The 12,810-nt window shown below is 61.7% G+C and carries 12 protein-coding genes; 11 read left to right on the top strand and 1 reads right to left on the bottom strand.

Going from position 1 to position 12,810, the window contains the following annotated elements:
- The first annotated feature begins 124 nt into the window (after positions 1 to 124).
- The 4 genes from HCA61_RS25725 to HCA61_RS25710 all read left to right on the top strand — a co-directional run bounded on the left by HCA61_RS25725 (position 125) and on the right by HCA61_RS25710 (position 4,064).
- Positions 125 to 730 carry a hypothetical protein gene (locus HCA61_RS25725; RefSeq protein WP_169691035.1) on the top strand — a complete coding sequence of 202 codons (606 nt, stop codon included), beginning with the start codon at positions 125 to 127 and terminating at the stop codon, positions 728 to 730.
- A 54-nt stretch (positions 731 to 784) separates the two neighbouring features.
- On the top strand, positions 785 to 2,170 hold the full coding sequence (locus HCA61_RS25720) for a replicative DNA helicase (RefSeq protein WP_169691034.1): 1,386 nt from the start codon (positions 785 to 787) through the stop codon (positions 2,168 to 2,170).
- A gap of 73 nt (positions 2,171 to 2,243) precedes the next feature.
- Positions 2,244 to 2,624: a hypothetical protein gene (locus tag HCA61_RS25715; RefSeq protein WP_169691033.1), complete on the top strand. Its 381-nt coding sequence runs from the start codon at positions 2,244 to 2,246 to the stop codon at positions 2,622 to 2,624.
- Between the two features lie 276 nt (positions 2,625 to 2,900).
- Positions 2,901 to 4,064 carry an IS30 family transposase gene (locus HCA61_RS25710; protein WP_169691036.1) on the top strand — a complete coding sequence of 388 codons (1,164 nt, stop codon included), beginning with the start codon at positions 2,901 to 2,903 and terminating at the stop codon, positions 4,062 to 4,064.
- A gap of 108 nt (positions 4,065 to 4,172) precedes the next feature.
- Here HCA61_RS25710 and HCA61_RS25705 read toward each other — a convergent pair whose 3' ends face one another.
- The gene (locus tag HCA61_RS25705; RefSeq protein WP_169691032.1) at positions 4,173 to 4,919 is read right to left on the bottom strand and encodes a hypothetical protein; all 747 of its coding nucleotides are present in this window, start codon (positions 4,917 to 4,919) and stop codon (positions 4,173 to 4,175) included.
- Positions 4,920 to 5,061: 142 nt separating this feature from the next.
- On the opposite strand from HCA61_RS25705, the gene HCA61_RS25700 reads away from it, so the two are divergent.
- The 7 genes from HCA61_RS25700 to HCA61_RS25675 all read left to right on the top strand — a co-directional run.
- Complete coding sequence (locus HCA61_RS25700) at positions 5,062 to 5,526, top strand: hypothetical protein (RefSeq protein ID WP_169691031.1); 465 nt, start codon at positions 5,062 to 5,064, stop codon at positions 5,524 to 5,526.
- Positions 5,527 to 5,537: 11 nt separating this feature from the next.
- Complete coding sequence (locus HCA61_RS25695) at positions 5,538 to 6,356, top strand: hypothetical protein (RefSeq protein ID WP_169691030.1); 819 nt, start codon at positions 5,538 to 5,540, stop codon at positions 6,354 to 6,356.
- A 298-nt stretch (positions 6,357 to 6,654) separates the two neighbouring features.
- Entirely contained in the window at positions 6,655 to 6,777 is a 123-nt protein-coding gene (locus HCA61_RS26710) for a hypothetical protein (RefSeq protein ID WP_277352066.1), read from the top strand.
- 9 nt (positions 6,778 to 6,786) lie between these two features.
- Complete coding sequence (locus tag HCA61_RS25690) at positions 6,787 to 7,632, top strand: DUF932 domain-containing protein (RefSeq protein ID WP_169691029.1); 846 nt, start codon at positions 6,787 to 6,789, stop codon at positions 7,630 to 7,632.
- Positions 7,633 to 7,837: 205 nt separating this feature from the next.
- Positions 7,838 to 9,094: a helix-turn-helix domain-containing protein gene (locus HCA61_RS25685; protein WP_169691028.1), complete on the top strand. Its 1,257-nt coding sequence runs from the start codon at positions 7,838 to 7,840 to the stop codon at positions 9,092 to 9,094.
- A gap of 79 nt (positions 9,095 to 9,173) precedes the next feature.
- A complete protein-coding gene (locus HCA61_RS25680) occupies positions 9,174 to 10,418 on the top strand; it encodes a cytochrome P450 (RefSeq protein ID WP_346777651.1) in 1,245 nt (414 codons plus the stop codon).
- 312 nt (positions 10,419 to 10,730) lie between these two features.
- Positions 10,731 to 12,810: condensation domain-containing protein (locus HCA61_RS25675; protein WP_169691026.1), on the top strand; the 2,080-nt coding region annotated here is incomplete at its 3' end.

Raw genomic sequence — 12,810 nt, 5'->3', positions numbered from 1 at the left:
CCGAACCTGACCAACCCGGCGCCGATCAGGCCGCGGCCTAACTCCCGTTGGACTCAAACGCCTTGACACATTCCGACACACGATGTGGCTGGTTGTGGGGGGAACTCCCGTCACTCAAGGTTCGATGCGTGCGGTGGCGGCGGGCGTGGTCAAGCACGAGAACGGTCCGAAGCTGCGCGCGTGGCGCGACAGGATCACCCAGGAGGCGCTGCGCGTGGGCGGCTCGGACTGGACGCCGATCGACGGGCCGGTGCGGCTGCATGTCGCGCTAACCGTGCCCGCACCTCGGCGTGTGAACATCTCGGCCGTCGAGCCCGTCGAGCCCGTCGAGCCCGTCGAGCCCGTCGAGCCCGTCGTGGACGACGCGGTCCCGCGGTGCGCACCGATGACCACACCAGATGTCGACAAGCTCCTGCGTGCGGTCCAGGACGCGCTCTCTCCTCGAGACAACCGGAATTCCGGGGAAGCAGTGAAGCTGCGGGCGAGGCGATTCAAGCTACTCACCGACGATTGCCGAATCGTCGACTCGCTGGCCACCAAGACATACCCGGCTCCGGCGCACACACATCCGTGGGCACTGCCATGGCCGGGTGCAGTCATCATGATCTCGTCCCTGGATGTAGACACCCCACCGTTCCCGAACTCGACGCTCTGCCTCCCCGACGCGTTCCCTACTGAGGTGGGCGAACTGCGGGACGCGGTCGGTGTGCGTAGAGCCGCGGCCGTATGACCGGGGGACTGGATGATGCCGCAGGGCAATCGAGTGCGAGCGACGGTACCGGACGTGAGTGAAACAATCTTCGTAGCCGAACAAGTCCTGCTCGGCCGAATTCTCGAGGGCGACGACGAATCGCTGTTGTCTCAGACCGTGTCTGCGCTTTCACCAGCGGCATTCGCCACCGAGGCACACCGGTCGGTATTCCAGGTGATCTGCACACTGGTTTCGGAGAACCGGCCAGTGGACCTGCCCAGCGTCGCCGCCGAGCTCACCGAACACAACGCGCTCGGCCAGGTCGGTGGACCGTCTGCACTGGCAGCGATGACGACCACGTCGCTATCAGCGTCTGCACGCGCACCTCAACAACACCTCGAAGCGCTAGCGAACCGAGAGCACATGCAACGGCTCGCAACTCAGATGGAGCAGGCACTGGACCTGATACGGGACGGGCACCTCGCCACCATCGACGAGGTGCAAGTCCGGCTGGCCGGGATATTCGACACCCCGTCATTCCAGGCGGCAGCAGTCCCTGACATCGGAGCGCAAGTACAGGAACTGCGGCAGGAACTGCAAGTGCGGCTCGAGAGCGGCCCCGGTGCGCTCGACGGTGTCCCCACGGGATGGAAGGATCTCGACGGCGGTCAGGACAGTATGGCGCTGGTCAAGGGGCTCAAGCCGGGTCGGCTGACCATCCTCGGTGCCCGACCTGGAACTGGAAAGACCACTGCGATCGTCGACTGGGTGCGGGCGGCCTGCGAGTCTGGGGCCGGGGTCATCCTGTTCTCCCTCGAGCAGACCGCCGCCGAGATCACCGAGCTGCTTGTGGTCGCAGAGTGCGCCAACCTACATCGCGAGAAGTTGAAAGATCCCAGTCAGCTGTCGGATCTGGCATGGGACAAGGTGTCCGAATCCATGGCCAGGGTCGCATCATGGAATCTGGTCATCGACGACACGACCCGCACACTGCCCCGCATGCGGCGGATGACGGCCGCGGCCCGGAAGAAATTCCAGGCCCGAGGCAGCGATCTGCACGTGATGTTCGAGGACTACATCCAACTGACCGAGGCGTCCGATGCACAGCAAGCGTCGCAGCCACGGTCCCAGCAGATCTCCGACATAGCCAACGGATTCAAAGCCTTGTCGAAGGACATGAACATCCACGTGGTAGCCGCCGCGCAGTTCAACCGCAACTCCGCAGACGCCGACAGACCGCCGAAGTCGAGCGAGTTGAAGGGTTCCGGAGGTCTCGAAGAAGCCGCCGACCTGATCCTTGCGCTGCACCGCCCACACGCTGTCGATCCTCAAGGCGCGACAGAAACACCCGATGAGCTGACGATTCTCGGCCTGAAGAGTCGGCACGGACGAGCCGGATGGGCGTTTCCGAGAACGTTCCTCGGTGAGTTCGCGCGTACGTCCGAGCCGCGGCCACGCCAGTTCGTCGGAGGAAGCTGAACAGCTACGTCCCTCCATCACTGCTCGTCAACGTCACCGCCCAACCCACAGCCTCCAGAGGAGACACACACACATGTCCGATACCTACAGTCCGAAAAGCCCCATTGCGCAGATCATCACCGCCATCTCCGCAACCGCCAGCACCGTGATCCTCCTGGTCGCCGCCGTATGGTTCTTCATGTGGAACGCTGCAGTAGCTGAGTCGTTCACCGAACTTTCAGCGCCGAGTGCGGTCACTCAGTGGGTGTGCCTGCCGTACACCGAGTTCGTGCTCGACCAGCATCGTGCCGGTCTTACTCCCGAACAGATCGCTGCAGCTCTCGAGGTCTCCGAGTACAACCGCGACGGTCAGCCGGGCGATTCTGCACCGGTCGCCGACATCCACGAACCGCGTATCGACTCTGCCGACACATGCGGATTGCCCCAGGACATCATCGACGCCGCTACGCGATAGGCCCCACACCGAACACTGGTGCCCCGCCACGGAGGCGGGTTCTAACGGTGGTCGCAACACCCCGAGTTTCGGGAGGTTGCGATCACCGTGTCGTTTACAGACAAACGCGAGGAGTTCCTCGCCCTGCTCGATGTGGTCAAGAGCGTCACCCCAGCAGCGCGAGACCTGGGTATCAATCGCAATACCGCGTACGCGTGGGCGCGTGCAGCTGGCGTCTCTTCGAGGCGAACCGAGGACCCTCGCAAAGCCGAATTCCTGTCGTTACGCAGGGAGGGCCTGACCAGGAAGGCCGCGGCAGAACATGTAGGAATCAACATCCGGACGGCCAGGGACTGGGACCGTGGAGTCCGACGACTGAAACGCGGTCGGCTCTATCCCGACGGAACGTTTGTGGACTACACCACCAACGCGACGACGATGAGATCCATGACGAGTCCACCGTCGACGCTTCCGGAGCAAGTCGGATCGCGGCTGCTGTCACTTCAAGAACGAGAGACGATCGCTGATCTTAAGCGGCTCGGCTGGTCATTACGGGCGATCGGCCGAAAACTGGGACGATCGGCATCGACGATCAAACGCGAGATCGACACGCGCTCGACGGACGGCGTCTATCTGCCGCATGGTGCTCATCGCGACGCCGCCGCGAAACGGATGCGCCCGAAGCCGGCGAAACTTGCCCAGTCCGGGCGGCTGCGGGATTACGTGTCGGACCGGTTGAGGGAACAATGGTCTCCGGAGCAGATCAGCGGCGTCCTGTCGCGAGATTTCGCGGATGACGAGAGTATGCAGGTGAGCACGGAGACGATCTACCAGGCGATCTACGTCCAGGCTCGCGGCGGGCTGAAACGTGAGGTCGCTGACGCGTTGCGCACCGGCCGAGCCCGCCGTAAGCCGCATCGCTCGCCTGAGCAACGCACCAGCCGGTTCGTTGATCCGATGGTGATGATCAGCGAACGCCCGGCGGAGGTTGAGGACCGTGCTGTCCCAGGGCATTGGGAGGGCGATTTGGTGCTCGGCGCGGGCAACAAGACAGCAATCGTCACCCTCGTCGAACGGTCCACACGTTACGTCATGCTCGGGCATCTTCCCGGCGAACATACGGCCGAAGCCGTCCGCGACGTCCTCGTTACTCTGATCGGCACGCTGCCCGAGCATCTGCGCGGCTCGCTGACCTGGGATCAGGGTGCAGAGATGGCTGCGCACAAGGCGTTCCGAGTGGCCACCGGTGTCCCGGTCTACTTCTGCGATCCCGCGTCACCCTGGCAGCGAGGATCGAACGAGAATACCAATGGTCTGCTGCGCCAGTACTTCCCCAAGGGCACGGACCTATCTATCCACGGCCTCGAAGACCTCGAGCACGTCGCGCAGAAGCTCAATAGCCGCCCACGCAAGACGCTCGGCTGGGATACCCCAGCCGAGCGTCTGTTAGAACTTGTCTAGTTCGCTTGGTGTTGCGACGACCCCTGGAATCCGCCCGGATCCGACTCAGGGCGGGGCACCAGTGTGTAGCGGCTCGGTGGCTGTCCACGCAGCCCACACCGCAGATATCTACAACACGCCAGCCTCCTGCATACCGACCAGCTTGCCGGCCTGCGCACGCCACACCACATCAAACTGCGCGATCGTATCGTCGTTCGGTTCGCCGGCGAACGTGTAATCGACCTGGATCGTCACGTCCTGCGCCCGACCCCATCCGTACATCGTGGTCACAGTGCGTTCACCCGCGACAGTGACGGCATACACCCGGGCCTCGTCCAGGCGATAGAACGCCGGAGTCACCGGCAACGAAGACAACTGCATCTCTTCCTCGCTACCGCCGGTGACCAGACGCGTCCTCACGCACGCCTCAAGCCACGCGTCGATCACTACCGGGTCAGCGTGCTCCGAATTCGACAGCTGCACATTGACGATCTGCGCGGCTGCAGGATTCACGAACCTGGATCCCGCCCACTTCGTGCCCGTAACCACCATTTCATGCACCCGCGTCTGCAGTTCCCCGCCGGGCACACACTGTCCACTGTCGGGAGCAGACATACTCTCCGGCGTTTGCGCCGGTGCCGGCCGCGTCACCAGGTCCTGTTCTTCCCACCCGATGAAGGTGCGGACCGGGATGTCGTTGATCGAAAGAATCTGCTCGTCATAGGCATGCATGTCGACGGCGAGGTCGTCGTCGCGCCCGAATATGACCAGAGAGGTGACGGCCACTCCGATCACCGCGACGACCACTGTTGCAATCAGCGTGTGCCGCCGGTGGTTGCCGATCCATCGCCCTACCGCTGCGATCCGCTCGCGCATGCTCTTTCCCCTCTGGTGCGTCTGTAGGTCGGCTCATCGTGGCAGGTGCACTTCGGGTGTTCCGCCGCTCGCGGCGCCGCTTCCGCCCGAACGGGGGACTGCATGATGACCTCGCGCGTACTGAATGAAGAGAGGTGTGACAGTGAGTGAGCGACCCCCCACACGACCCCGCGCCGGAACATCTGCGCAGCGGCAGAATCGCCTCGCATCGCGGGGTGAACTTCTGGCGGCTGCCCGGATCGTCGACGTCAGCGTTCCGAGGATGACCCTGCTCCGGCTGATCCGCCTGTCCACCGCGCATTACAACGCCCGCAACCCCGGCAAGCGTGCAGCGGATTTCGCCTCCGACGAGAAGTTCATGGCACGTATCTGCGTGAACTATCTCCGGCACGCGTGCAGTGCCTACGACGCCCACCGCGACTTCATCAGCGACGCTGCATCACCGGAGGACCGGGCCGCAGTCGGGGCGGTAATCAAAGGACGTGTCCTTCGCACCATCGCTGAGGCCTACCCGACGTTGGCAGCAGAGGCACACAGTCAGGCCCTGCGAGAAGACTCCAAACCGCCTCGGCCGGCACCGAGAAAGACAGGCAGGGCAGTGAGATGAGGACCGACCGCATGGGGACTTGGCTCGTGATCGTGACCCCTTCCAGGGTCGATCACCCTGTAGATCGCCGCTACGCGCAGCTGAGCAGATGGCACGACCGGTCCGAAACATATTTCTGGTCAGCGGGAATTGTGTGCGCTGCTGTCCTGTTCGTCGCACTCATCTCGGTCGTTGGTCCGGAAGCTGCCCTGGTCGTTGCCGTGATGGGGCCGGTTGCGGTGGTGCTGTGGGGACGCCGCGCCTATCAGCGCCGACTTGGGGATGCTCGCCACGCGGTGGTCATACTCCAACGCCAAACCGGACCGTTGGAGCTGGCGCGAGGGAAGCTGATCGATCCGGAGGTGCGTGAGCAAGCCGATCGGGCGGTTGCTGCGCAAGGCCGAATCTTCGCGTCCGCCGCGCTCCAGCAGGGCAGCCTCGGTGCCCCCGCGGTAATCGGGCGGCACCTGTCGGAGGCAACCTGGCAGGTCGTATGGATGGCCTGCCAACTCGATGAGCGACTGTTGAACACCAATTGGCCTGGTACGCCGAAGGACTGGCAGACATTGAGGGAGTCGACCGTAGTGGAAGCCGAGCAGGCCGACCGGGCGCTGTCCGAACAGGAGAGGACCTTGCAGGATGCTGCCTCCGAACTGGTGAAGCTCGCCGAACAGGTCGCAGAGCTCGACGCCCAGCTACTGACCCCAGCTGCGCGCGAGCACCTGCGCAGCATTGCCGACGCCCCACAGATTCAGGCCCGCGACGACTGCATCGATGCGATCTCCGGGCAGATCACCGCGGCACACCAAGTGCTCGATGTCGGGGGATTCACGCTTCCCACCAGAATGTAGGGCCCTCGCAGTGCGTTCAGAAGCACGCTGGCCAGTTCTCGTCCTGGTTGGTGGCTTGATGCGCTGGTGGCCGCCCTCCGGGAGAGCTCTGCGATGGATTCAGCAGGTTTGCGACAACGGCATCTCAGTAGTAGCCGCCTGATCCTGTCCGCTTCAGTGAAGTCGCCGGCATGCCCACGAGCTGAGGAAACGTCACCGGGGTGAGGTTGGCCGTGCCGCACGTGTCAGGGCAGCTGGGCAATATTCGTGGCATCGGAGTTCACGAAGCCCACAAGGGCCCGACCACTTGGAGGAAACCATGACCATTCCCTCGACACTTTCCCGCGCTGCTCACCGACTCCCCGCACAGGCGGTGCTCGGCACAGACATCGCGGCGACGACCAACACCGCCGATGCGCTGCACATGGCGGGACTCGATTAGGGCCTGACTGTGCACGACACCGAGAACATGACGCTCCTCGGTGAGACGGGCGTGATCAGCACTTCCCTGCCGGGAATGCGCATGATCATGCGCGACGACACCTATCAGGGCCTCGCTGTCGTCGGCTCCCGCTACACCCCGGTTTCCAACGCACAGGCATTCGCACTAGCCGACGACGCTCGACTGCTCGGTGCGACCTTCGCCCACGCCGGTGAACTCGAGCATGGCCGCAAGACGTTCCTGACGATGGATCTGCCGGAAGCGCGCGTGCATGTCGGAGGTTCGGACCTTGTCGATTTTGGGATCGTCTTTCGCACTTCGCATGACGGCTCGGGCAGCATCGTCGGCGAGGTCACCGGAAAGCGTCTCGTGTGCACAAACGGCATGACGATCGGTATCGGTAGCGCGCAGCGCTGGTCAATTCCGCACACTGCGTCGGCGCACGACCGGATGGACGCGGCGAAGGTGCTGCTCCAAGGCGCGATGCGGTACGCAAAGGAGTTTGCAGCAGTGGCGGAAATGCTTATCTCGCAGCCGATGACGTTCGGCGAGTTCATCAGCTACATCGACACGCTGTACCCGAAGCCGGACGAGAGCAAGAAAGCCGCGGTCACCCGCTGGGAGACACGCCACGGCGACCTGCTGCAACTGTTTCGCACTGCTGCCACTCAGGAAGAAGGTCGTATGACCCAGTGGGCTGCGCTGAACGCGGTCATCGAATGGGAAGACTGGGGTCGCGGCGTACGCACCAGCGCAGGTGAAACCGCAGACCAGGCGAGGGCCGCTCGTCAGTTCAACAATCCGGACTCGGTAGGCACCAAGCAGAACGCCTACCGACTCCTGCAGCCCGCCTGATCAGGCTGTTCCGAGGAACCCACCCTGCACACCCGGGGTGGGCTCCTCGCGGCCCGACCAGCAACACCAAGTCGGCCCGCGCGACACCGGAACCGGCAGACCGCTGTCCGGGCCTATACCGCCAATAGCATTCACGTGTCGTCCACCGCCACTCACCTTGTGCGCTTACCATGGCGAAAAACCGTTGGTAAGGAAGGTAGTTTCCATGGGGCCCTCGCGAGCGCGGGACTGGATGCGCGAGTTTGTTGCCGGTACTCAGTCGCCCGAAGCTATCGAGCAGATCATAGAGGATCTTACTTCGTCGATCGGTACCGATGTGCCAGAGCTAGCACGTGATATCGACATCCGTCGTGACCTGCATTCGGCTGTCCGTAGTCAGTTTCATCTCGTCGTCGCATTCGGGCAGACACGCGAGACTGAATCCTTCCCGGCGGGGGAGGAAGCGAGATCCCTGGCACGGACAGTCGCTCGTCGCGGGCTGGAACTTGGCGTATTGACGCACTTGTATCATGCGGTTCACAACGCGATGCGGCGATTTGTGGAGACGGTCGCCGGACCGCGCTCAACCCTGCCTCCCGAGTTCCGGGCTGAACTTGTTGTGGCTATGTGGGATCAGACAAGTGAACTGATGAGCTCCTTGATTAAGGAGCTCTCTGATACCTACACCGCCGAACGCGAAGAGATCCTTCGCGGTGCCTTCTCGATGCGGATGCAGACAATTCGACGAATCCTGGACGGGGGAGATTTAGGGACGGAAGATGCGACGGTTCGCCTCAACTTTCCGTTGCATCGTTGGTCGACTGCATTCACTCTGTGGAGTAGCGATGAGGACCACCAGATCGATACCGCGTCTTTGGAACCACTGGCAATACGGCTGGCCCGATCTGCGGATCCGATAGACGTGCTCTGCCATCCAGCCGGGACACGAGCAGTGTGGGTCTGGATGGCCAGTCGAGTTGAGGCCGAGCTGGAAATCGACCCGTTACAGGTCCCCCCGGGCTTTCTGGTTGCGCTTGGCCAACCAGGCCGCGGGGTATCAGGCTTCCGGCAAACGCACCAAGAAGCGCAAGCGACCCAGCACGTCGTTATGCATTCTCAGAGGAGTCACTCGGTCACGAGATACAGAGAAGTTGAGATCGTCTCTATGCTGTCTCAACGGCCGCAATCGATGACCGTCTTCGTCGGGCGAGAGCTGGCTGGGATCCTGAAGCACGACGAAACATCGGGAAAGCTCCGTAGGACCCTTCGCGCGCTGCTGTCTCATGCGGGCAATGTGGAAGCCGCAGCGCGGGAATTGGGGGTGCATAAAAACACTGTCCGATACCGCGTGCAACAGATCGAGCAACGTCTAGGTAGACGGCTTGACAAGCATGCTGTTTCGACTGAGCTTGCCCTCGACTGCGTCGATGCTTTCGGCTGGCCGCCAAGCACGGTTTGTGCAGACCGAACAACAGAACTCTGAACGTTGGACGAATCCGCCAATACGACCAGCTCGACTGATTGGCAAGGTGGACACAAACCACATCAGCAGAGGAGCGCGAGTGTCAACGCCCACGATTCAGCCAGGATTCGATCCCACTGATCCTTCGATCTACAGCACGCACGTACCCCATGCGGAGTTCACGGAACTTCGGCAGTCCGCGCCTGTCTGGTGGTGCCCGCAATCCCCGGAGACTGGCGGGTTCCATGACGAGGGATACTGGGTTGTAACCCGCCACGCGGACGTCAAGCAGATATCGCGAGACGATGTCTACTCCACCTGGGTCAACACCGCCATCCCGCGCTTCGCTGACGACATCCCCCGCGAGGCGATCGAACTGCAACGGCACATCCTCCTGTTCAAGGACGCCCCCGAACACACCAAACTGCGCAAGATCATCTCCCGTGGATTCACCCCACGAGCGATCGCCGGCCTGAAAGAGAACCTCCACGACCGCGCCGAGAAAATCGTCGCCGAGGCGTTGGAGTCCGGAGCAGGAGATTTCGTCACCAAGGTCGCTAGTGAGCTTCCCCTGCAAGCGATCGCCGAACTCATCGGCATCCCGCAGGAGGACCGACGCAAGGTTTTCGACTGGTCGAACCAGATGACAGGCTACGACGATCCAGAGTTCGAAGGCGACCCACAGGTCGCTTCGACGGAACTCCTTGGGTACGCATACCAGATGGCGGAGCAACGTCGCGCGTGCCCCGCCGACGACATTCTGACCCAGCTGCTCGAAGCGGATATCGACGGTGACGGACTCCGCTCCGAGGAATTCGGATTCTTCGTGATTCTCCTCGCTGTTGCAGGAAACGAGACCACACGGAACGCAATCACACACGGAATGATCGCCTTCCTGGACAACCCCGATCAGTGGGAACTGTACAAGCGTGAACGGCCGGCTACCGCCGCGGACGAGATCGTGCGGTGGGCTACGCCTGTCACCGCATTCCAACGCACGGCGCTCGCGGATACCGAGCTCGGTGGGCAGAAAATCAAAAAGGGCGACCGAGTAGCAATGTTCTACGCATCGGCGAACTTCGATGAGGAAGCATTCGACCAGCCGACTGAGTTCAACATCCTTCGAGACCCAAATCCGCACTTGGGATTCGGAGGGACCGGGGCGCATTACTGCATCGGAGCGAATCTCGCCCGGCTCGAAATCGACTTGATCTTCAACGCAATTGCAGACCACATGCCCGACATCACGAAGCTGGGAGACCCGAAACGGTTGCGGTCGGGATGGCTCAACGCCATCAAACAATTCGATGTCGATTTCAAAGGCGGCTGTCCAGTGCTGCACTAGCCCCAGCACATTTACTCCCTTGCGAGTGGAGCGCCCCGTTGTCGGCATCGCGACAGTGCTGACAGCGGGGTCACTGTTGGCACCGAGAAGCCTCGGCTGAATTGCAGTGCGTACCGCCTCCCCGTTTAGAACTTTCGCACGGCTTGTATTGACGATCGGGATATGGCCGATTCGCTGTATTCAAGAAACCGTAGGCGCTGGCCCTCGTGGCGGCGACGCACCGATTCTGCGCTTCGGCGTGTGGGCCCAACGTGTGTGTCGAGAGTGCGAGCCCGCCTCATCACCTCACCTAAGCGCATTAATGGAGGTCACATGCCGGTCTCGAGTTGCGAGTTCGCCCTGACGTCTGCCCAGCAGGCAATCTGGTACGCACAGCAGTTCAGCGATACGTCCCTGCGCAATCTCGCCGCGTACATAGACATCTCGGGCTCTATCTCTGCCCTTGAGCTCGAAAGGTCGATCCGGTCTGCCCTGCACGAGAACGAGAACCTTCTTGTCCGCATAACAGACTCCGGCGATGGCCCAGTTCAGGTGGCCCATTCATTCGAGGACTGGCGTCCGAGTCACCGAGACTTCACCAGGCATGAGTCTCCGCAATCGGCTGCACTGGCCTGGGCGAAGAGTCTCGCGGACGAGGTGATTCCACCCACCGACTCCCCTCTGTTCAAAGTTGCGATCCTGCGGGTGGAAGCCAGGCGCTACTACATAGTTTTGGTGTTCAACCATGTGGTGATTGACGCCGCAGGTCTCGCGTTGCTTGTGGGTCGGATCGGCGACATTTACGATGGAGCCCCACAAGGGCGCACATCTACGCTGTCCGTGTTGGCGGATGCCGACAACGAGTATCGTCGTTCGAGCAAGCGGCGGGATGACGAACAGTTCTGGGCCAATTATGCAGTTCGTTCGGTTGGTACCGTTCGGTCGGTAAAACCTCACGGCGACCAGGCCGTACGTTCTCTTGAACTGACACTCCCGATTACCGTGACTACCCGACTAAGCGTCGCTTCAAAGCGCAACGGAATCACGCTCCCATCGGCACTGGCCGCATTGGGCGCTTTGATGATCGCGAAACAGACAGGCCGACAACGCTTCTACATTCAGATTCCAGTCGCTAATCGGAATGGGTCGATCGGCGATAGGCCAAATTTACTCGCGAACAGGATCCCACTGGAGGTCACGCTCGACAACGCAGCCGCGGTAGCGGCATGGTTACGCGAGTTCAATGTCGAGGTTGTCGTTGCGCTTGAACATGGTCAACTTGCCAGCCCGGAGATCTGCCGTGTGGCCGGCGTGCTTCAAGAGGGCCCGGAATTCTTCGGCCCGATTGTGAACGTCGTGCCGTTCTCAGCGGATCCTCGTCTCGGGGAATCCGCGAGAATTCGTCCACTCGCGATCGGGCCGTTCGACAACCTTTCGGTGTCCCTTATCGTGTACTCGGATGTATCAGTCGTGGTGCACCTTGAGGCCGAGGCAGACACGTTCTCTGATGCTGACCTGAATCGGTATGCAGGCGACCTCGCAGATCTGGCCGAGAAGGTCTCGATCGCGATGTCTGAGAACTGGTCTGTAGAAGCCTTGATGGGCACGGACAACTCGCTGCGGGGTGACGAGCCGCTTCTGCACTGGCAACCTCCAATCACGCCTCGCTCGCAAGACACGGTATATGCACGACCCACCACAGAGAACGAGGCCGCACTAGCGGGGATCTTCGGCGAAGTACTCGCTGTAGACCATGTCGGCATCGACGACAATTTCTTTGATCTTGGCGGCAACTCGCTGTTAGCCACCAAGATCGCCAATCGGCTACGGATGACGCTCGGCGTAGATCTACCCATTCGCACGATATTCGAGGGCCAATCAGTGAGGGCCCTCGCACCTCACCTCCGCGCGCCGGTAGCCACAGGCCGTCAGCAGCTCGTTCCGCGCGATCGGTCGCAGGACGCACCCTTGTCCTTCGCTCAGCAGCGGCTATGGTTTCTCCACCGGGTCGGAGAAGCTTCCACCGGCTACAATATGGTCTTTGCTCTCAAGCTGACCGGCCCGCTCGATGTCGATGCGCTCTCGCGAGCGATCAACGATGTTGTCGACCGACATGACGTACTGCGCACTATTTTCGAAGAGGACGAGGGAGTCCCGTACCAGAGAATATTGGAGCCAACGGGATCGAGGATCCTTCTCGAGATTGTCGACAGCGAACTCAATGACGTTGCTGGTGCGCTAGCGGATCACTGTTTCGATCTTAAGAAGGAACTACCAATTGCGGCCCGACTGCTTGCAGGGATGGCAAGCGAAGAGCATACGCTCATACTTGTAGCCCACCATATTGCGGGTGATGGGTGGTCGTTGGTCCCATTGTTGCGGGACTTGGGGATTGCGTACCGGGCGCGTGTGT

Origin of the sequence: Rhodococcus sp. HNM0563 (assembly GCF_012726195.1) — a bacterium.
Classification (GTDB): Bacteria; Actinomycetota; Actinomycetes; order Mycobacteriales; family Mycobacteriaceae; genus Rhodococcus.
The sequence above is the reverse complement of the archived record's forward strand: the minus strand, read 5'-3'. Positions and strand labels throughout refer to the sequence as shown.